General features: G+C 70.7%; 4 protein-coding genes (1 of these 4 only partly in view). All 4 read right to left on the reverse strand.

From position 1 onward, the window contains the following. Positions 1-19,542, reverse strand: partial view of a non-ribosomal peptide synthase/polyketide synthase gene (locus Q1A98_RS07705; RefSeq protein WP_299571615.1) — the 5' portion only. The gene continues 14,502 nt to the left of window position 1, outside the view; 19,542 of the gene's 34,044 nt are visible here — the first part of the coding sequence; its start codon is at positions 19,540-19,542; its stop codon lies beyond the left edge, outside the window. Between the two features lie 305 nt (positions 19,543-19,847). Next, on the reverse strand, positions 19,848-20,279 hold the full coding sequence (locus tag Q1A98_RS07710) for a hypothetical protein (protein WP_299571617.1): 432 nt from the start codon (positions 20,277-20,279) through the stop codon (positions 19,848-19,850). A 229-nt stretch (positions 20,280-20,508) separates the two neighbouring features. After that, positions 20,509-20,730, reverse strand: coding sequence for an MbtH family protein (locus Q1A98_RS07715; protein ID WP_299571619.1), 222 nt, complete (start codon positions 20,728-20,730; stop codon positions 20,509-20,511). 16 nt (positions 20,731-20,746) lie between these two features. Then, positions 20,747-21,088 (reverse strand): hypothetical protein, encoded by a 342-nt coding sequence (locus Q1A98_RS07720; protein WP_299571621.1) that lies wholly within the window; start codon positions 21,086-21,088, stop codon positions 20,747-20,749. Positions 21,089-21,375 lie beyond the last annotated feature (287 nt).

Here is a 21,375-nt window from a genome sequence, read left to right on the forward strand (position 1 = left end):
CGACCCGACCCGGGCGGACGGGTCCGTCGCGATCGCGTCGAGGATGCGCACCAGACGATCGGCGAACGACTGCACCGTCAACTGGTCGAACAGGTCGGTGGCGTAGGTGAACGTCGCGGGCGCGGGCTCGTCGTCGGGGGCGTTGTCCCCGACGGTGAGCTGCAGGTCGAACTTCGCCATCTCGACGTCGGCGTCGGCGACCTCGACGCGCAGGCCCGGGAGCTCGAGTGTCGGTGCCTCGTTGTTGTCGAAGGACAGCGCGATCCCGAACAGCGGGTGGTGGGCCGTGGAGCGGGGGACGTCGAGCACCTCGACGAGCCGTTCGAACGGCACGTCCGCGTGCGCCATCGCGTCGACATCGCCGGAGCGCACCGTGGAGAGCAGTTCGGCGACCGTGAGGTCCGGGTCGACCTCGGTACGGAGCACGACGGTGTTGACGAACATGCCGACCAGGTCGTCGAGGGCCTCCTCGCCACGACCGGCGATCGGTGTGCCGATGGCGATGTCGTCCGAACCCGACAGTCGCCCGGCCAGGATCGCCAGGGCGGCGTGGACGACCATGAACTGACTCACGTCATGCGCCCGCGCCACCGCCGTCAGTCGACGACGCAACCCGGGGTCGAGCGAGAACCGGACGGCGTCGCCGCGCAGTGATGCGACCGCCGGCCGCGGCCGGTCGGTGGGCAGGTCCAGCGATTCGGGCACCCCGGCGAGCGTGCGCCGCCAGTAGTCGATCTGCTGCGCCGCGATCGACGTCGGGTCGTCCTCGTCGCCGAGCAGATCCCGCTGCCAGAGAGCGAAGTCGGCGTACTGGATGGGCAGGGGCGCCTGGGACGACGCGATCCCGGTCCGCCGTGCCTCGTAGGCGACCACGAGGTCGCGGAAGAGCGGTGCGAGCGATGCACCGTCGGCGGAGATGTGGTGCACGACGAGCATCAGCACGTACTGGGAGTCCGCGGCGGCGGCGGTACCCGACAACCGCATGAGCACGATGCGTGCCGGGTAGCCGGTGGTCACGTCGAAGCCGGAGATCGCGGACCGCACGATCTCCGAGGAGACCTCGTCGACATGGACGGTCGCCTCGCGGTACATCGCCGCGACAGCCTCGTCCGCGGGGTGTACGACCTGGTACGGACCGTCGGCGGAATCGGGGTAGGTGGTGCGCAGCGCCTCGTGCCGATCGGCCACGTCGACGATGGCCGCGCGCAGCGCCGCGACGTCGAGGTCACCGGACAGACGCACCGGCAGCGGCAGGTTGTACGCCGGTGACGACGGGTCGAACCGGTTGATGAACCACATGCGCGCCTGCGCCGGTGACAGCGGCACCCGGTCAGGACGGGGTCGCGGCACGAGCTGCGGACGGTCGGAGGTCTCCTCGCGGCCGTCGAGCAGTGCGGCCAGATCGGCCACCGTCGGGTGGTCGAACACGTCGCGCACGCCGACGGCGACCCCGAGCGCCGCCTGGATGCGGGCGGCGACGCGCGTCGCGCCGAGGGAGGTGCCGCCGATGTCGAAGAACGAGTCGCGGGCGCCGACCCGGTCGCGACGGGCGACGACGCCGAAGATCCCGGCGATCGCGATCTCGAGTTCCGTCGTGGGTTCGACGAATTCGACCGTGGTGGTCGCGAATTCGGGCTCAGGCAGGGCGCGCCGGTCGAGTTTGCCGTTGGCGGTGAGCGGGAACGCGTCGAGCGCCATGATCGCGGCGGGCACCATGTATGCGGGCAGCCGCGACCGCAGACGGTCGAACAGCGGGTGGATCGTCGGGATCTCGCCGGGCACCTCCGGGACCGCCTCGGCCGCGATCGACCCGACCACGTAGGCGACCAGCTGGGCGTCACCCGCCGCCTCGACGACGACGGCGACCGCGTCCGAGACACCGGTCACCTCGGTCAGTGCGGCCTCGATCTCGGGCAGCTCGATCCGCAGGCCGCGCAGCTTCACCTGGAAGTCCGAGCGACCGATGTACTCCAGCTCGCCGTCGGACCGGCGGCGTACCACGTCTCCGGTGCGGTACATCCTCTCGCCCGTCGCCGAGGTGATGTCGGCGACGAAACGGTCGGCGGTGAGATCGGGGCGCCCCACGTAGGCACGCGCCAACTGCACCCCGGTCAGGTACAGCTCGCCGGAGACCGTCGGTGGGACGGGCCGCAACCGCTCGTCGAGCACGTGGACCCCGGTGTTCGCGACCGGACGACCGATCGGGACGGTGTCGGTGTCGGCGGCGGAGTAGGCGTGATAGGTGACGTCGACCGCGGCCTCGGTCGGGCCGTAGAGGTTGTGGATCGCGGCGCCGGACACCGCGACCATCCGGGCGGCGACGTGCGGCGGGAGCGCCTCGCCGCTGGCGAACACCTGACGCAGGGTCGCCAGCTCGCCCATGGGTCCGTCGTGTCCCGACTCCGCGTCGAGCGTCGTGGTGAACGCCGACATCATCGACGGCACGAAATGCAGTGTCGTGACACCGGTCTCGGCGACGAGTCGCGCGAGATACGCGGGGTCCCGATGGCCGTCGGGAGCTGCGATCGCCAGCGTCGCACCGGTCTGCAGCGGCCAGAAGAACTCCCAGACCGACACGTCGAACGTGGCGGGCGTCTTCTGCATCACGACGTCGGCGCCGTCGATCGGGTACTCCGACTGCATCCACCGGAGTCGGTTCACGATCGCGCGATGGGTGACCGCGACGCCCTTGGGTCGCCCGGTGGAGCCCGACGTGTAGATCACGTACGCGGTGTTGTCCGGACGCAGCGGGGCGGTGCGATCGTCGTCGGTCAGAGGTTCGCCAGACCGGCCCGCGACGTCGAGGGTGTCGATGGTGAGCACCGGCGCGGCGTCGTGGGTGAAGCCGTCGCGCGTGGTCGTGAGGACCGCCGCCGGGCGCGCGCTGTCGAGGACGTAGGCGATGCGCTCGGCGGGGTGATCGAGATCGACCGGGACGTAGGCGCCACCGGCGGCGACGACCGCATACATGCCGACCAGCAGGTCGACGGAACGGCGCATCGCCAGCGCGACATGGACGTCCGGTCCGACACCGGCCTCGACGAGATGGCGGGCGAGACGGTGCGAGCGCTCGGCGAACTCGGCGTATCCGAGCGTCTCCCCCTCGAACACCAGTGCCGGGGCGGTCGGCGTGCGGCGGACCTGCTCGACGAACAGGTCGGTCAGGGTGAGCGAGTCCGTCGACGGGGCCTCGCCGGACTCGGCGATGACCGACGCGAGCATCCCCGAGAACTGTTCGGCGAACGCACCGCCGGCGTCGTCGAGGAGTCCCGGCAACAGCGTCGACAGCGCGATCGTGACCGCGGCCTCGGGCCCGATCCCGACCGCACCCAGCGTGGCCAGCAGCTCCGTCGACTTCGCCTGCAGCTCACCGTAGGTGACGTCCACGCCGCCGTGGGACAGGGCGACCCCGCCCGGGTTGATCCGTGCGGCGGTCGCGAGCAACTCGTCGAGCGAGCGGCCTCGCAGCCCGTCCGCGTCGGCGCGGACACCCCGCGGGTCGGCGTCACCGGTCTGCTCGAGCTGGTCGCGCTCGGCGTCGGTGAGGATGTCGATGTCCCCCAGCGTGACCGAGGGGTCGTCCGCGACGGCGGCGAGCACCGCGACGAATCGCTCCCCCATCGCGGCGACCGTCTGCTCGTCGAAGATGTCGACGGCGTAGTCGAGCAGCACGTCGATGCCGCGACCGCGACCGTCGGCGCCGAAGGTCTCGGAGATCGTCATCCCGACATCGGATTTCGCGAACCGCACGCCCCACTCCAGCGGCGTCACGCTGAGACCGGGGAGTTCGACGGTCGGGATCTCGATGTTCTGCATGGTCAGGTTGACCTGCACGAGCGGCGCGTACTTGCGGGTGCGCACCGGCGCGACCGCCTCGACCACCTGCTCGAGGGGCACGTCGGAGTTGTTGAACGCGGCGAGGTCCGCCTCACGGGTACGGGCCAATGCGTCGACGAACGTGTCGGACCCCGAGACGCGGGTCCGCATGACGAGCGTGTTCACGAACATCCCGACCAGGCCGTCGACCGCGGAGGCGGTGCGCCCTGCGGTCGGCGTCCCGACGGCGAGGTCGTCTGTGCCGGCCAGGCGGGCGAGCAGCGCCGCGAATGCGGTGTGCACGACCATGAACATCGTCGAGTCGGTGTCGGTGGCGATCCGGTGCAGGCTCTGCTGCAGCGTGGCGTCGATGCGGAAACCGACCTCGCCGCCGACCAGGGACCGACGGTCGGTGCGGGGGCGGTCGGTGGGGATCTCCAGCAGGTCCGGCAGACCCGCCAGGTGCTCCCGCCAGAACTGCAGCTGCCGCCCGGTCACCGAGTCGGGGTCCTCCGGCGACCCCATCACGGTCTGCTGCCAGATCGCGAAGTCCGCGTACTGCACGGACAGCGGGCGGAAGCGGGGCTCCACGCCCGCCACACGCGCGGTGTAGGCGGTCATGAGGTCCGTCGCCAGCGGCACCAGGGACGATCCGTCGGCGGCGATGTGATGGATGACCAACAGCAGCACGTGGTCATTCGGGGCGATCTCGATCAGCAGGGCACGCAACGGCGGGGCGACGGTCACGTCGAACCCGGTGCTCGCCGCCTCCAGACAGATCTCGCGCACCCGGTCCTCCGTCGAGGCGGTGTGCCGCTCGAGTGCCACCGACGACGCGTCGACGGTGAGGATCTGCTGGAACGGCCCGTCCACCGAGTCCGGGTACATCGTCCGCAGGATCTCCTGACGGCCCACGAGGTCGGTCAACGACGCGGTGAGAGCCGCGACGTCGAGTTCTCCGGTGAGCCGCAGGCCGAGAGGGATGTTGTAGTCGGCGGCGGTCGGGTCCAGACGGTTGAGGAACCACATCCGCTGCTGCGCCAGCGAGAGCGGGATCCGCTCGGGCCGGTCGGTGGCGGTGAGCGGTGCGACGGCGTCGCCGGCGAGGTCGGGTGAGGCCTCGATCGCGGCGGCGAGATCGGCGACACCGGGCGTCTCGAACAGCATCCGGACCCCGAGGCGCACACCGAGCGACTCGTTGACACGCGCCATGGCGCGCGTCGCGGCGAGCGAGTTGCCACCGAGGTCGAAGAACGAGTCGTCCGCACCGATCTGTTCACCGCCGAGCACCTCGGCGAAGGCACCGGCGACGATGCGCTCCATCGGCGTGCGCGGCGGCGTGTACTGCCGTGCGGCCCCGAGGAACTCGGGTGCGGGGAGCGCTCGACGGTCGATCTTGCCCACCGGGGTCAGCGGCAACGCGTCGACGATGGTGATGGCCGACGGCACCATGTGGCTCGGCAAGGTCTGTGACGCGTGATCGGCGAGGTCGCGGGCGTCGATCGTCGAGCCGGGTGAGGGCTGCACGTAGGCCGCGAGCGCGGTGTCGCCTGTCGGTCCGGTGACGCCGAGGACGTACACGTAGTCGACGGCGGGGTGGGCGCCCAGGACCGACTCGATCTCGCCGAGCTCGATGCGGAACCCACGCACCTTCACCTGGTGGTCCGACCGTCCGACGTAGATCGGCTCGAGCCGCGTCGACCCGTCCTCGAGCTGCACCCGGGTCCACCGCACCACGTCGCCGGTCCGGTACATGACGCCGCCGGGAGGGCCGTACGGGTCGGCGACGAAGCGCTCCGCGGTCAGCCCGGGCCGGTCGCGGTATCCCCGAGCGACACCGGGTCCGGCGACGTACAGGTCGCCGGGGACGCCGATCGGGGTCGGTCGCAGGCGCGCGTCGAGCACCACGGCCGACGCGCCGCGCACCAGGGGTCCGATGGTGTGGCGGTCACCGGCCACGAGCGGGTCGGTGATCGTGGCCATGATGGTCGTCTCGGTGGGGCCGTAGCCGATGAGCACGGACCGCCCGGGAGCCCACCGCGCGATCAGGTCGCTCGGCACGGCCTCGCCGCCGACCGAGAAGTGCGTGAAGTCGTCGAGACCCTCCGGGTCGACCGACGCCAGGGCTGCGGGGGTGATGAACCCGTGCGAGACGCGGTGGCGCGCGAGCACCTGACGCAGGTCGTCGCCGCCGTACGTGCCGGGCGGGATGATCACCATCGTCGACCCGACCCCGGTCGCCATCAGCAGCTCGAGGATCGATGCGTCGAACGACGGCGACGCGAAGTGCATGACACGGGCGTCGGGTGTGAGGTCGTACCGGTCGATCTGCTCGGCGCTGAACGGCGCCAGACCCGCGTGGGTGACCTCGACGCCCTTCGGCTTACCGGTCGTGCCGGAGGTGTAGATGATGTACGCGCAGCCCTCGAGGTGCACGGGGCGGACGAGCTCCGTCGACTCGACGGGTGTGTCGGCGCGCGAACCGATCTCGGGACCGTCGAGGACGAGCCACTCGACCACGTCGGGGAGACGGGCCGCGTCGTCGGCGGTGGTGATGCCCAGGACCGCACGGGAGTCGGTGAGCATGTGCTCGACGCGGTCCGCGGGGTAGGTCGGGTCGACCGGGACGAAGGCGGCGCCGGAACGGGTGACGCCCCAGGCCGCGAGGACCGACGCGATGCCGCGGGTGATGCCGAGGGCGACGACGTCCTCCGCGCCGCGGCCCCGGGCGATGATCTCGCGTGCGATCTGGTTCGCCCGCCGGTCCAGTTCGCGGTAGGTGATGGTCGTGTCACCGTCGACGATCGCGACCCTGTCGGGTTCGGCCGCGGCGGCGGCGCGCAGGAGGGAGTCGAGGGTGCCCTGCGCGTCGGTGGCCGGTCCGCGGACCGGTACGAGGTCGACGCTCTCCTCCGCGTCGAGCAACGGGATCTCCCAGGCGACCGCGTCGGGGTCCTGCGCCATCCCCTCGAGGATGCGTACCAGCCGGCGGGCGTGTGCCTCGACGGTGGTGGTGTCGAAGATGTCGACCGCGTACCCGAGGAAGCCCGCGATGCCGGCTGGGGCACCCGAACCGTCGAGGTTCTCGGTCATGTCGAAGGTCAGGTCGAACTTGCTGTAGTTGGTGTCGATCGCACCCGGGTCGACGGTCAGGCCGTCGAGGTCGACCGACATGCGGTTCGACCCGTTGACGCTCAGCACCACCTGGAACAGCGGCGTGTGGAGCGAGGTCCGGGTGGGCGCGATGGTGTCGACGACCTGCTCGAAGGGCACGTCGCTGTGCGCGAACGCCTCGAGGTCACGACGACGGATGTCGGTGAGGAGCTCGCGGACGGTGGCGCCCTCGCCGATCTCGGTCCGCAACGCCAGCGTGTTGACGAACATGCCGACGATGCCGTCGAGTTGCTCGCTGCCACGGCCGTCGATGGGCGACCCGATGACGATGTCGGTCTCGTTGCTCAGCCGGGCCAACAACACCGCGAGCGCCGTGTGCAACAACATGAACCGCGACACCCCGGTCGCGTTCGACAGCGCGACGAGGCGGGCGTGCAGCTCCGGCGGGATGAAGAACGGGTGCGTCGCGCCCACCCCGGAGCGGGATCCGGCCCTCGGACGGTCGGTGGCCAGTCCGATCAGTTCGGGCGAGCCCGCCAACGTGCGGCGCCAGAACTCGAGCTGACGACGGGCCGGCGACTCGTCGTCCGCGGCGTCGCCGAACGTCTCGGACTGCCAGATCGCGAAGTCGACGTAGTGCGCCGAGAGCGGGGCCCACTGCGGCGAGCCCCCGTGCAGCCGAGCCTGGTACGCGGTCAGCAGGTCGGTCATCAACGGACGCATCGACAGGCCGTCGGACGCGATGTGGTGCACGACGAACACGAGGAGGTGACGCAGCGGACCCGAGCCGTCGCCGTCGTCGGCCATCCGCCAGAGCGCGGTGCGGATCGGGACGGTGGTCGACACGTCGAAGCCGGGGGTCGCGAACTCCCGCAGTCGATCCCACACCTCGTCGCCGCGGACGTCGTCGACGCGGACAGGCGGGAGGGCGTCGATGGTGGGGACGACGACCTGGTGTGGACCCTGCGGTCCGCCCGGGTAGATGGTGCGCAGGGTCTGCTGCCGGTCGACCAGGTCGACCAGGGCCGCGCTGAGCGCGTCGATGTCGAGCTCGCCGGTCAGCAGGAGCGTCATCGGGATGTTGTAGGCACCCGAGCGGGTGTCGTAGCTGTTGATGAACCACAGCCGTTGCTGGGCCAGCGACAGCGGGATCCGGTCCGGGCGATCGACCACGGGCCCCGGGAACCGCACGGGCGCAGCGTCGTCCGCCGCGGGCTCGGCGTCGCCACCCTCTGCGGTCGGACCGCCGCGCGACCGCTCGACGACCCGCGCGATCTGCTCGACCGTCGGCTCCTCGAAGAGTGTGCGCAGTCGGATCGGGACGCCGAGGGTCTCGGTGAGCCGCGACGCCAGGCGCACCGCGCTGAGCGAGTTGCCGCCGAGTTCGAAGAACGACGTGGTGACACCGACGCGCTCGGCGTCGACCGCGTCGGCGAACAGGCCGGCGACGACCTCTTCCAGTGGGGTGCGGGGTGCGACGTGGGCGAGCGCGTCGTCCACCGCACCGAAGTCCGGCTCGGGCAACGCCTTTCGATCGGTCTTTCCCGACACGCTCAACGGGAACGCGTCGAGGACCATGATCGCCTCGGGGACCATGTAGTCCGGCAGACGGGCCGCCAACCGCTGGCGGACGTCGTCGACCGCGACGCGGTCACGGCCGTTGTCGCCGACCACGTAGGCCGCCAGACGGGCACGGGACGCCTCGCCGTGCGCGACGACCAGCGACTGTCGGATGCCGTCGATGTCGGTGAGAGCGCTCTCGATCTCGCCGAGCTCGATGCGCAGGCCGCGGACCTTGACCTGGAAGTCGGACCGGCCGATGAACTGGGTGTCACCGCCGGGCAGGCGACGGACGAGGTCACCCGAGCGGTACATGCGGGCGCCCGGCGGTCCCCACGGGTCGGCGACGAACCGGGTGGAGGTGAGACCGAACATTCCGCCGTAGCCGCGGGCGGGCGCGACGCCGGCGATGTACAGCTCGCCCACCACGCCCACCGGCACGGGCCGGAGGCGGTTGTCGAGGACGACATGGCGCACGTTGGGGATGGTCGGCCCCATCGGGATGGGGCCGATGTCGCGCACCTCGCCGGGCGGCGGAGGGTCGTAGGCCTCGAGGTCGTATGCGATCGCCGACGACGTCGCGGCGGTCTCCGTCGGGCCGTAGGTGCACAGCAGTCGGGTCCTCGTGCCGAGCATGGTCCGGTAGACGGCCGGGAGGCTGTACTCGCCGCCGGCGACGGCGGTGTCGATGGACGCGATGGTCGCGTCCGGGTCCATCTCCACCAGCAACTCGTAGGCACTCGGCGCGAGGTTGAGCAGCGAGATGTCCTCGTCGCGCAGCACCGCGACGACCTCCTCGGGATCGAACCCCTCGGAGACGACACGGATGAAACACCCGTACGCCAACGTGTTCCAGATGTTCTTCTGCGTCGAGTCGAAGCGGGGCGACTGCGCTATGAGAACACCCGCGCCGCGGCGCAGGACGATCGCCGACCGGTACCACGCGTACATGTTGAAGATGCCGCGGGCGTTGACGAGGGTCGGCTTCGGCTTGCCCGTCGAGCCCGACGTGGTGATGACATAGGCCAAGCGGTCGAGGGCGCCCGGTTCGGTCCACCGGTCCGGCAGCGGACCGTCGTCGTGCGCCAGCAGACGCCGGTCGGTGTCGGGGTCGCCGAGTGGGATCAGGGCGATGCCGGCGTCGGCCAGCCCGATGCGGTACTCGTCCTCGGTCTCCGACGCCGTGGACACCACCACCCGCGACCCCGTGTCGGCCAGTACGGACAGTGCGCGTTCCGCGGGTGCGTGCGGATCGAGCGGCAGGTACGACGCTCCTGCCTTCCACGAGGCGAGGAGCGCGACGACCCAGTTCACCGACCGCGGGGTGAGCACACCGACGACGTCGTCGGCGCCGACGCCGTGGGCGATCAGCTCGCGCGCGAGGCGGTTTGCGGCCGTGTCGAGCTCGCCACGGGTCAGCTCACCCTCGGGTCCGCGCACGGCCAGGGCAGTGGGGTCCTCGGTGACACGCTCGACCCACGCCGACAACGGTGTCCCGGTCCACGGCTCCTCGGACGAGGAGGGCGGTGCGGCCGCAGGGGTGTCCGTCCCGGTGGGGCGGGTGTAGGCGGTCAGGTCGACGCCGGAGACCGCGGCGGCGGTCCGCGCGATCACGTCGTCCAGCACCGCGGTGAAGCCCTCCGGCGCGGCCGCCACGAGCGGTGCGAGACCGGTGAGCGCGATGGAGGCGATCGCCTCGGCGTCCATGCCGCGCTGCGACATCGGGCCGTACAACTGCTCGAACCGTTCGTGCAGTTCTCCGAACGTCACCCGCGACCCGTCGCGGTCGAGGACGGCGTCGTCGGCGGCCACGTCGACGGCCGCGGCCAACATGGCGGGCAGGTCATCCGCGGTCGGCGCGGCGGCGGGCGTCTCGGCAGCATCCGGTGCGGCGTCGAGACGTTCGGAATCGAGGAGGATGTCGATGTCCCCGACGGCCACGCCGGGGTCGGCCGCGACCGCGGCGGCCACGGCCACCAGCCGCTCCGCGATGTTCTGCACCGACGCGGCATCGAAGACGTCGACCGGGAAGTTGAGATGACCTGTGAGAGTGCGTGTCCCGTCGGCCTCGGGCTTCTCGCCGATGACCAGCGTCAGGTCGAATTTGGCGCCCAGGATCGTGTCGTCGGCCGCGACGGAGACCTCGACGCCCGGCAGCGACACCGAGGCCGGCTCGTTGTTCTCATAGGTCAGCTGCACCTGGTAGATCGGCGCGTGCGATGTCGCCCGCCGCGGCACGACCGCACCGACGACGTTCTCGAAGGGGACGTCGTCGTGGGCGAAGGCGGCGAGGTCGATGTCGCGGACGCGGGTCAGCAGCCCCTCGAACGGCTCACCGGGGTCGACCGGGGTGCGCAGCGCGACGGCGTTGACGAACATCCCGACGAGGTCGTCGAGGTCGGGGTGCGAACGGCCCGCGACCGGAGTGCCGACGACGATGTCCTCGGCCGCCGACAGCCGCGCGAGCAACGACGCGAGGATCGCGTGGACCACCATGAACATCGACGTCGAGGTGCGATGTGCGAGCGCGTCGAGCCCCTCCACCACGTCTGGGCCGAGACGTACCGGCACGATGCCGGGCTCGGTCGACCGCTGTGTGGGTCGGGGGCGGTCGAAGGGGAGCTCGATGGCATCCGGTGCGCCCGACAGGGTCTCGCGCCACCAGGTCAGGTGCCGGGAGACCGGCGACGTCGGGTCGTCGAGGGAGCCGAGCGTGTCGCGCTGCCACCGGGCGAAGTCGACGTAGTGGACGGGCAGCGGGGTGAATTCCGGCTCCGCCCCGGCGGCGCGCGCCAGGTAGGCCGTGACGAGGTCGCGTGCCAGCGGCGCGAGCGACGCACCGTCGGTGAGGATGTGGTGCAGCACGACCACCAGCAGGTGCTCGGTCCCGTCGCGGAACAGCCGGGCGCGCAGCGGGACCGCGTCGGTGACGTCGAAGCCGTCGCCGGCGAACCGCACCGCGGCGTCGAACTGGTCGTCGGCCGCGACGTCGACGAGGTCGAGTGCGACGGCCGCGTCGTCCACGGAGACAACCTGCTGCCAGGGCCCGTCCGGCGAGTCGGGGAAGACGGTCCGCAGCGACTGCTGACGTCCCATCACGTCGCGCAGGGCCGCCGTCAGCGCCGCGACGTCGAGTTCGCCGCGCAAACGCAGGGGCAGCACCACGTTGTAGGCGGGCGAGGTGGGGTCGAGCCGGTTCACCAACCACATGGCCTGCTGGGACAACGAGAGCACCGGCCGCTCCCCCGCGCGACCGGCGACGAGCGCCGGTCCGTCGGACGTCGGCTCCCCCGCGGTGTCGGACGCCCGGGCGAGGGCCTCGACGGTCGGGTTGTCGAAGATCTCCCGCACGGCGACGCGGCGCCCGAGCGCCGTCGAGAGGCGGGCCGCGGCGCGGGTGGCCACCAACGAGTTGCCGCCGAGGTCGAAGAACGAGTCGGTGACGCCGATCTCGGGCAGGCCGAGGACCTCGGCCAGGATGTCGGCGAGCTGCGACTCGACCGCGGTCCGCGGTGCCACGGCATCGCCGGTGCCGGCCAGCTGCGCCGGATCCGGGGCGGGAAGCGCCGCGCGGTCGAGCTTGCCGGTGCGGGTCAGCGGGATCTCGTCGAGGCCGATCACCAGCGACGGGACCATGTGCGACGGCAGCGTGCGTCCTACGTGGTCACGGATCGCCGTCGGGTCGACCGTGGCGCCGGGTGTCGGCACGACGTAGGAGACGAGGGCGGTCGTTCCCGCGGGCAGCGGCGAGCCGATCGTCGTCACGAACGCCACGTCGGGATGGGACGCCACGGCCGCATCGACTTCGCCGAGCTCGATGCGGAACCCGCGCACCTTCACCTGGAAGTCGCTGCGCCCGACGTAGAAGACCTCCCACCCGCCGTCGCCACCGCGCACCCAGCGGACCACGTCCCCGGTGCGATACATGCGGGAACCGGTGTCGCCGTGCGGGTTCGCCACGAACCGCTCCGCGCTCAAGCCCGGGCGGGCGTGATAGCCCCGCGCCAACGCAGGACCGGACAGGTAGAGCTCACCATCCACACCCGGCGGTACCGGCTGCAGGCGACGATCCAGGATCATGGAGGTCAAGCCGCGGACCGGGCGACCGATCGTGATCGGCTCACCCGGCACCATCGGCCCGGCGATGTCGGCGAAACACGTCGCCTCCGTCGGGCCGTAGCCGTTGAACATCCGACGCCCGACACCCCACCGCGCCACCAACTCCGGCGGGCAGGCCTCACCACCCACCACCACCGACTCGAACGCATCGAGGCCGGTCGGGTCCACCGACGCCAACGCCGCCGGGGTGACGAAGCCGTGCGTCACCCGGAACTGCGCCAACAGGTCGTGCAGGTCCTGCCCGCCGTACACCTCGGTCGGTGCGATCACCATCGTCGAACCGTGTGCGAGTGCCAACAACAGTTCCAGCACCGACGCGTCGAAACTCGGCGACGCGAAATGCAGTGTCCGCGACTCCGGCCGCAGGACGAAGCGATCGGACTGCTCGGCCATCAGGGCCGCCAACCCACCATGGGTCACCGCGACACCCTTCGGCACACCCGTCGTGCCCGAGGTGTAGATCATGTACGCCAGATTCGACACCCGCACCGGCGCGAGACGATCCGCATCCGACACCGGTGACGACGACTGCACCGCCGTCAGCTCCTCGGTCGCCGCGTCGTCGAGGTCCAGCCACGGCACCGTCGCGGGCCGCGCATCGGCCCAGCGGCGGGTCGAGATGCCGTACACGGCACCCGAATCGGTGAGCATGTGCTCGATCCGCTCGCGGGGGTACCGCATGTCGACGGGCAGATAGGCCGCGCCGGTCTTCGCCACCGCCCACAGGCCGACCATGAACTCCACCGAGCGTCCCATGCCCAGGGCCACGATCTGTTCCGGTCCGATGCCGCGCGCGATCAACACGCGGGCCAGTGCGCTGGAGCGGGCGTCGAGGTCGTCGTAGGTGATCGACCCCTCCGGCGACTCCACCGCCACGCGACCCGCACCCATCCGCGCCGCGTCGGCCAGCAGGTCGGCCAGGGGTCGCGGGGCCGGGACGTCGCCGGAACCACTGCGGGACAGCAGTTCCTGTCGATCCTCGTCCGACAGCACGTCGACGTCGAGGATGCGGGCCCGGGGTGCCTGCGCGATGCGGTCGAGCACGCGCACGAGCATGGTGAGGACAGCGTTCGCTCGCTCGGACGAGATCATCGACGGCAGGTATTTCACCGACAGGCGCAGTGACGGGTCGGTGAGCGCGATGACCGTCAGCGGGTAGTGCGTCGCGTCGACCACGTCGGCGTCGGTGACGGTCACACCGGCCACAGATGTGGCCTGCGACAACGCGTCCCGGTCCAGGGGATAGGACTCGTAGACCATCATCGTGTCGAACAGGACGTCCAGCCCCGTCGCGGCGGTGATGTCGGCCAGACCGACGTGATGGTGGTCGAGCAGGTCGGCCTGCTCGTCGGCCACCCGCTTGAGCACCGCGTCCACATCGTCGCCGTCGTGCGTCGTCACCCGCACCGGCAACGTGTTGATGAAGAGCCCCAGCATCGCCTCCACACCGGACACCTCCGGTGGACGACCCGAGACCGTCGTCCCGAACACCACGTCGGAGCGACCCGTGAGGCGCGAGAGCACCAGCGCCCACGCCACCTGCAACACCGTGTTGAAGGTGATTCCTGCCGACCGGGCGCAGGCGTGCAGTCCCTCGAGGAGGTCGTCGTCGACGGTGATCTCGACCTGCTCGGAGACGCCGTCGTCCGCACCGGATGCCTCTCCCGCGAGCAGGGTCGGCTCGTCGAGTCCGGCCATCGCCGACTCCCATGCCGCGACCGAGGCTCCGTGGTCTCGGCTCGCCAGCCACGACAGGTAGGTCCGGTAGGACGCGGGCGGCGTGAGCGCCTGGCTGCCGTCGGCGGCGTAGAGGGCGAAGAGGTCGGCGGCGAACACCGGCAACGACCAGCCGTCGAGGAGGATGTGGTGATTGGTCGACAGCAGGCGCCATCGGTCGTCACCGAGTGCGACGAGCGCGAAGCGCAGCAGGGGCGGGGTGGCCATGTCGAACGGGGTGACGCGTTCGGCGCGGACGATCGTGGCCAGCGCCTCGTCCGGGTCGGCCGCGGCGGAGACGTCGTGGACCGTGAACGGCACTGTCACACCGGATGTGACGACCTGCAGCGGCGCTCCGTCGGCCGCGGCGACGAACGCGGTCCGCAGGGTCGCATGCCGGTCGACGAGCGCCTGGGCAGCACGGTGCATGCGGTCGGCGTCGACGCCGGTGACGTCGAGGACGAGTTGCGCGGTGTACAGGTCGACCGAGCCGACCGAGAGTTCGGCGTGGAAGAGCAGACCGGTCTGCAGCGGCGTCAGCGGCCACACGTCGACCAGCGGATCGAAGCGGCGTTCGAGGCCGTCGATGTCAGCCTGAGCGATCCGGACCAGATCGAGGTCCGAGGGGGTGAAACCGCCTGCATCCGCCGACGCCGCATGCCGGGCGATGCTCTCCAGCGCCTGCTGCCACAGATCCACCAGCGCGTCGACCGACTCGGCCGACACCGCGCCCGAGGGATGGTCGACCGTCGCCGACAACTGCGGACCGTCGGCGGTGTCGACCACCGTGGCGTTGATGTCGATCGCATGCCGCACAGCGACATCCGCACCGCGTGTCCCCCGCAACGCCGCGTCCCCGGCAGGCACCCACGCACCGCCGGCACCCGCACCCGCAAGGCGACCCAGGTAGTTGAACCCGATCGCCGGCGCCGGCCCGGCCAACACCTCCCGACCCTGCACATCCAGATACCGCAACAGTCCGAAACCCACACCCCGACGCGGGATCCCCGCCAACTGCTCCTTGACGACCTTCACCGCGTCGCCGGCAGCCGACCCACCCGACAGCGCCCCAACCAGGTCGACCCCGGAGACGTCCAGCGCCACCGGATACGCCGTGGTGAACCACCCCACCGTGCGCGACAGGTCCGACCCCGCGAGCAGCTCCTCCTCGCGCCCGTGACCCTCCAGCTCGATCACGACCCGCGAACCGCCCGGCGCGGCATCCTCACCACGCCAGCGCGTCACCGCCAACGCCAGCGCAGCCAGCAGTCCGTCGTTCACACCCCCGTGGAACGCCTGCGGGATCCGCGTCAGCAACGTCTCGGTCAGCTCCGGCGACAGCCGCAACTCCTGGCGGCGCAGCGTGCCGACCGTGTCACGCTCCGGGTCCACCGTCAGACCCAGACCCCCACCGTCGGCGACGATCCCGCGCCACGAGTCCAGCTCCCCGCGCACCCCGGCAGACGTCGCCAACTCCGTCAGCCCACGCGCCCAGCGCCGCATCGACGTGCCGATCGCAGGCAGGTCGACGGCGTCGGCGCCGGCGGCGTGCTGCGCATACGCCACCGCCAGATCCGGCAACAGGATCCGCCACGACACCCCGTCCACCACCAGGTGATGCAGGACGATCACGAGACGGGCGACCGGGGTGTCGTCACTCGATCCCGGACGGATCAGCAGGATCGACCCGACACGACCCGACGCCGGATCGAGCGCGTCGGTGGCCCGCTGCACCGCGGCGTCGACCCCGTGGACCCACTCCGACGAATCGACAGGCGCCGGGACCGACACGTCGGTCAGGGCGATCTCGCCGTCACCAGGCCCGCCGACGACGTGACGGAGAGTGCCGTCGTCCTCGACGGTCAGACGGGAACGGAGGACGTCGTGGTGATCGGCGACGGTCCGCACGGCCGCGGCCAGCGCGTCGCGGTCGAGGTCGGCGGGAGCGGTCACCTCGATGGACTGCGAGACCGGGCCCACCGCGGTCGGGTCCTCCGCCAGCCGCAACAGGATCGGGGTCGGGTCGACGTCACCGACACCGCCGCCCGGGAGCTCCTCGGCCACCGCGACCTCGGACTGCACCGCCGCGGCGAGTTCACCGATCGTCTTGTGCTCGAACACCTGCCGTGAGGTGAAGCGCAAACCGAGTGCCCGCGCGCGGCTCACCAGCTGGATCGACATGATGCTGTCGCCGCCGAGGCCGAAGAACGAATCGTCCAGACCCACACCGTCACGGCCGAGAAGGTCCTCGATCACACCGACCAACGTCTTCTCGGTCTCGGTGACCGGCGCGCGGAACGGCGCGGCGTGCGCCGAGAAGTCCGGCGCCGGAAGCAGTTTGCGGTCGACCTTGCCACTGCCGCCGAGCGGCATCGCATCCAGCACGACGACCGCGTCGGGCACCATGTACCCCGGCACCCGCGCCCGCACACCCGCCACCACCGACGCCGTGTCGACCGTGCGACCCGCCGACGCCACGACGTAGGCGACCAGTCGCTGACCCTGCGGGCTCTCGTGCACCGTCACGACCGTCTCGCGCACCGCCGCATCCGACAGCACCGCGGACTCGATCTCACCCAGCTCGATACGCAGACCACGCACCTTCACCTGGAAATCGCTGCGCCCCACGTACTCCAACTCACCGCCGCGGGTCCACCGCACCAGATCGCCCGTGCGGTACATCCGCTCGCCCGCAGCACCGAACGGGGCGGCGACGAAACGACCGGCCGTCTGAGCCGGATCGCCGACATAGCCACGCGCCAGCTGCACGCCACCGAGATACAACTCCCCCACCGCGCCGACGACGGTCGGACGAAGCTGACGGTCGAGGACATGCACCGTCGTGTTCCACACGGGGCGGCCGATCGGCACGGCAAGCGTGTCGGCGGCCGGATCGAACGGGTGGTAGGTGACATCGACGGCGGCCTCGGTGGGGCCGTACAGGTTGTGCAGGCCCGCGTCGGTGATGGCGGAGAGACGCGACGCCACGGTCGGGGTCAGCGCCTCACCGCTCGCGAACACGCGACGCAGCGAGGTCAGGGACGCGGCCGGGGCCGACTCCACGAAGAGCGCCAGCATCGAGGGCACGAAGTGTGTCGTCGTGATGTCGTGGTCGGCGATGAGTCGGGCCAGGTACTCCGGGTCGCGATGTCCGTCGGGGGCGGCGACCACCAGTCGCGCGCCGACCTGCAGGGGCCAGAACAACTCCCACACCGACACGTCGAACGTGATCGGCGTCTTCTGCAGGACGGCGTCGGTCTCGTCGAGCGGGTACTCCCCCTGCATCCACTGCAGACGGTTGACGATCGCGCGGTGGGCGACCGCGACGCCCTTGGGCCTCCCCGTGGAGCCGGACGTGTAGATGACGTAGGCGGTGTCGTCCGGCCGCAGCGCCGCGCGGCGATCGGCGTCGGTGACGGGGGCGTCCGACTCGTCGGTCACGTCGAGCTCGTCCACCACGAGGACCGGGGCGTCGGTGTCGCTGCCCTGAGGGAGGACGAACCCGTCGGCCGAGGCGGTGAGGACGGCGCGAGGTCGCGCACCGTCGAGGATCGCTGCGACGCGGTCGGCCGGACTGTCGAGATCGATCGGGACGTAGGCACCGCCGGCGTCGACGACGGCATGGATCGCGACCATCATCTCGACCGAGCGCCGGATCGCGACGGCCACGTGGGTGTCGGGTCCGACGCCACGGTCGATGAGGTGGCGCGCCAAGCGGGCGACGCGGGCGCCGAACTCGCGATGGCTCAGCTCGACGTCGCCCACGACGAGCGCGACGGCGTCCGGATCGGCGGCGGCACGCGCCTGGCGCAGTGCCGGCAGCACATCGTCGGGCACGTCGTGCGCCGTCTCGTTCCATCCACGGACGACGGTGTCGATCTCCTCGGCCGACCCGAACGGCACCGAACCCACGGGTGAATCCCGATCGGCGCCGAGGAACGCCTCGAGCAGACCGACGAAGCGGTCGAGGTGCTCGGACAGGTCGACGTCGTCGTAGAGGCGCGGGTTGGCCTCGAGGTCGATCCGCAGCCGGCGTCCGGCCGCACCCGGGTAGATGTTCACCGCGAGGTCCTCGACGGGCCCGGTCGTCAGGACGTGCACGGCGCCTGTCGCCGCGCCGAGGTCCAGTTCGGACTGGAACATCATGAGGTTCACCGACGGGCCGAACAGACCCCGTTCACCCGTTCCCTGCCCGAGGTCACGTCGCATGTCCTCGTGTCGGTAGAGCTGCCGACGCAACGCACCGGTCAGGGCGGTCTGCGTGTCGGTCAGCACGGTCGCGATCGGCGTGCTCGGCGGCACCTGCACACGCAGCGGCACGATGTTCGACACCATGCCTGCCGCCGACCGCAGCTTGGCGGTGTTGCGCGCCGACACGGGCAGCGAGAGCACGACGTCCTCCACGTCGAGCATCCGCGAGAGGTACACCGAGAACGCGGCGATCACCGCCGGCGCGGGACTCCCCGCCGCCTCGGCCGCCGCCGCATCGACGAGGTCGGCGACACGACCGGTCAGTTCGACCGACGCCAGCCGCGAGTACTCACCCGGCGGCTCGCGGCGGGCGGCCAGCGACAGCGCTGCCGGCAGACCCAGGTTGCGCTCGGCCCAGTACTCGCGATCCTTCTCGAAGCGTGACGACTCCCGATACGTCCTCTCGCTGTCGACGACCTCCTGCAGGGTCGCGCCCTTCCACGGCGGGGGCTCGCGGTCCTCCACCAGCGCGCGGTAGATCTCTGCGGCACGCGACAGCATCGCGGTCGCGCCGAAGCCGTCCATCGCGATGTGATGCGCCCGCCAGTACCAGAGGTGGTGGTCGGGCCCGAGTCGGAACAGTTCCGCGATCGTCAGTCGATCCGCGAGGACGTCGAGGGGGCGGCTGTGGTCGGCGCGCATCCACGCCAGGGCCGCGGACCGCGGATCGGGCTCGCCGGAGACGTCGTGGAAGCCGATCGACTCGTCCCGAGCGTCGTCGACCCACTGCCGGGGCACGTCACCGGTGTCGACCAGCCGCAGGAACCCCGACCCGGCCTCACGGCCGATCCGGTTGCACGCCGCCGTCAACGCGTCGCGGTCGACCGGTCCGCGCAACTCGACGTACTCCGCGATGGTGATCGGGATCGACCCGAGCGCCTGCTGGGCGAACCAGATTCCTCGCTGGGCTGCGGACAGGTCGAACGTCGGGTCACCCTGCGGTGTGTCGGAGCCTCCGACTACCAAGTCTCTCGTGCTCCCATCCCGAACGAGGGTCCGTCGAGAACCGACCGGCGATGCACTGTTCTGAAGCAGTGCTCATCGATCGTGTCATGAACAGACCAGCGGGCGTGGTGACACGCCCGGTTCCTCCCGTCTGCCCTGATGCCTGGACAGACTGTGCGATCGCAATGCCGTCATGAAACATCGGCAAAACGCCTGTCGATGCTACATGAACATGACGGGAGGGAGGCACGTCGGGGAGACGGCCTCGGCGTCGAGAATGGAGTGTCGAGAAAAGAAATGAACCCACCCCGTGGGCGGGATGTGTGTCAGGCGCCGGTGAGGCGACTGGCGATTCCGCGGAGATCGATCTCGCTGGTGCCGACTCCCCGCTGCGGAGCGGCGACCGCGGCGACATCGACCTCGGCGAGGTCGGCGAGGACGCGTGCGAACGTCCCGTCGATGACTGCCGCGACCGTCGCGGGGTCACGCTCCGTCGACAGGGACGGGATCGCCGCGAACACCGCGGCCACAACCGCGGCGCGGTCGTCCATCTGCTGTCCACGCGTGACCGGCACCATCAGGTCGAGCGCGGCGTCGAGCTCGCGGTAGGACAGCCCACGGTAGTGGTACCGGCACACCACGCGACCCGGCGTGGCGGTAGCAACCCGGCGCACGGCGGTGACCAGGTCCGGGGCATCCGCCCCGAGCGACTGATCAGATGCGGCCGTTCCCCCCGACCGAACTGCTGTGGAAGTCATCTCTCACCCCTGTACGTGTCCGACTTCGACTGTGTGTGGAGACACAGTAACCGGAGGGGGAACTCAAACGTGTGTACGTTCCGTTACAGGTTGGAACGGTTTCCTCTGGAGGACTTCTACAAACGGGTCTCTGACCAGCGGTTTGACACGGTGTTCACAGCAGAAACACAGGCGTCATGTGTGTGAGTCGTGTCACAGGCGTTACCGGCCCGTGGCCGGGACATGCAGGTCACTGACCCGCGTCGGCCTCCATGGCCTCGATCAGGCTCTTCGGCCGAAGGTCCGTCCAGTGCTCGTTGACGTAGTCGAGGCACTCCTGCCGCGACGCCTCGCCGAACACCTTGTTCCAGCCGGCGGGGATGTCGGCGAACGTCGGCCAGAGCGAGTGCTGGTTCTCGTCGTTGACCAGCACGAAGAACCGGCCGTTCTCGTCGTCGAACGGGTTGCTCATGGCGTCGACCTCCTCGTCAGCGGATGCGTTCCGCGGCGGCGACGGCGACGGTCGCCGCTGCCCGCAGGGATGCCAGCGTAGCGGCCAGGCCGGACGGACCCGACGCGGCGAGCCCGGGCACCGTCATCATCAGGGCGACCGTGAGGGTGGAGTCGTCGATCGTGGACGACGACGACATCGAGACCATGGCGGCGCGCGCGGCCGCGGCGATCTGACCGAACGAGAGAACGAGGTCCGGACGCGACACGGCGATCGCGTCGGGCGCCGTCGCGGCGGCCCGCGTCACGAGATCGCCGAGGGTGCGCGTGGTCGCCGTCTGCACGGGATTCTCGACATCTGTCCGGAGCGTCGTCGCCACGGTCCCTCCTCCAGCTCGTGTGCCCCTCACGAACGGTGGTCTGGACTACCGATCACCGGAATTCTTCGGACGGGCCAAATGATATCCGAGTTGTCGTAACCAGAAATACGCCATCGCGAATTCCCGTTCGACTCCGTCCCTATATCGACGGCGTCCTGGAGAGCGTTACAACGGTCCGAGCATTCGGTGTGTCACCCTGCTGGTCGGCTATGTTCGTCGTGACAGTCGCGATCGTGACTTCGCGATCCCGATCCGCGCGCACCGTGAATCCGAGCAGGAAGCCATAC

The sequence above is a fragment of the uncultured Williamsia sp. genome (genome assembly GCF_947494875.1).
Lineage (GTDB): Bacteria > Actinomycetota > Actinomycetes > Mycobacteriales > Mycobacteriaceae > Williamsia_A.

Excerpts from the sequence above, each read along its gene's own strand:
- Q1A98_RS07710 (WP_299571617.1), bottom strand. The coding sequence starts at position 20,279 with ATGACTTCCACAGCAGTTCGGTCGGGGGGAACGGCCGCATCTGATCAG.
- Q1A98_RS07715 (WP_299571619.1), bottom strand. The coding sequence starts at position 20,730 with ATGAGCAACCCGTTCGACGACGAGAACGGCCGGTTCTTCGTGCTGGTC.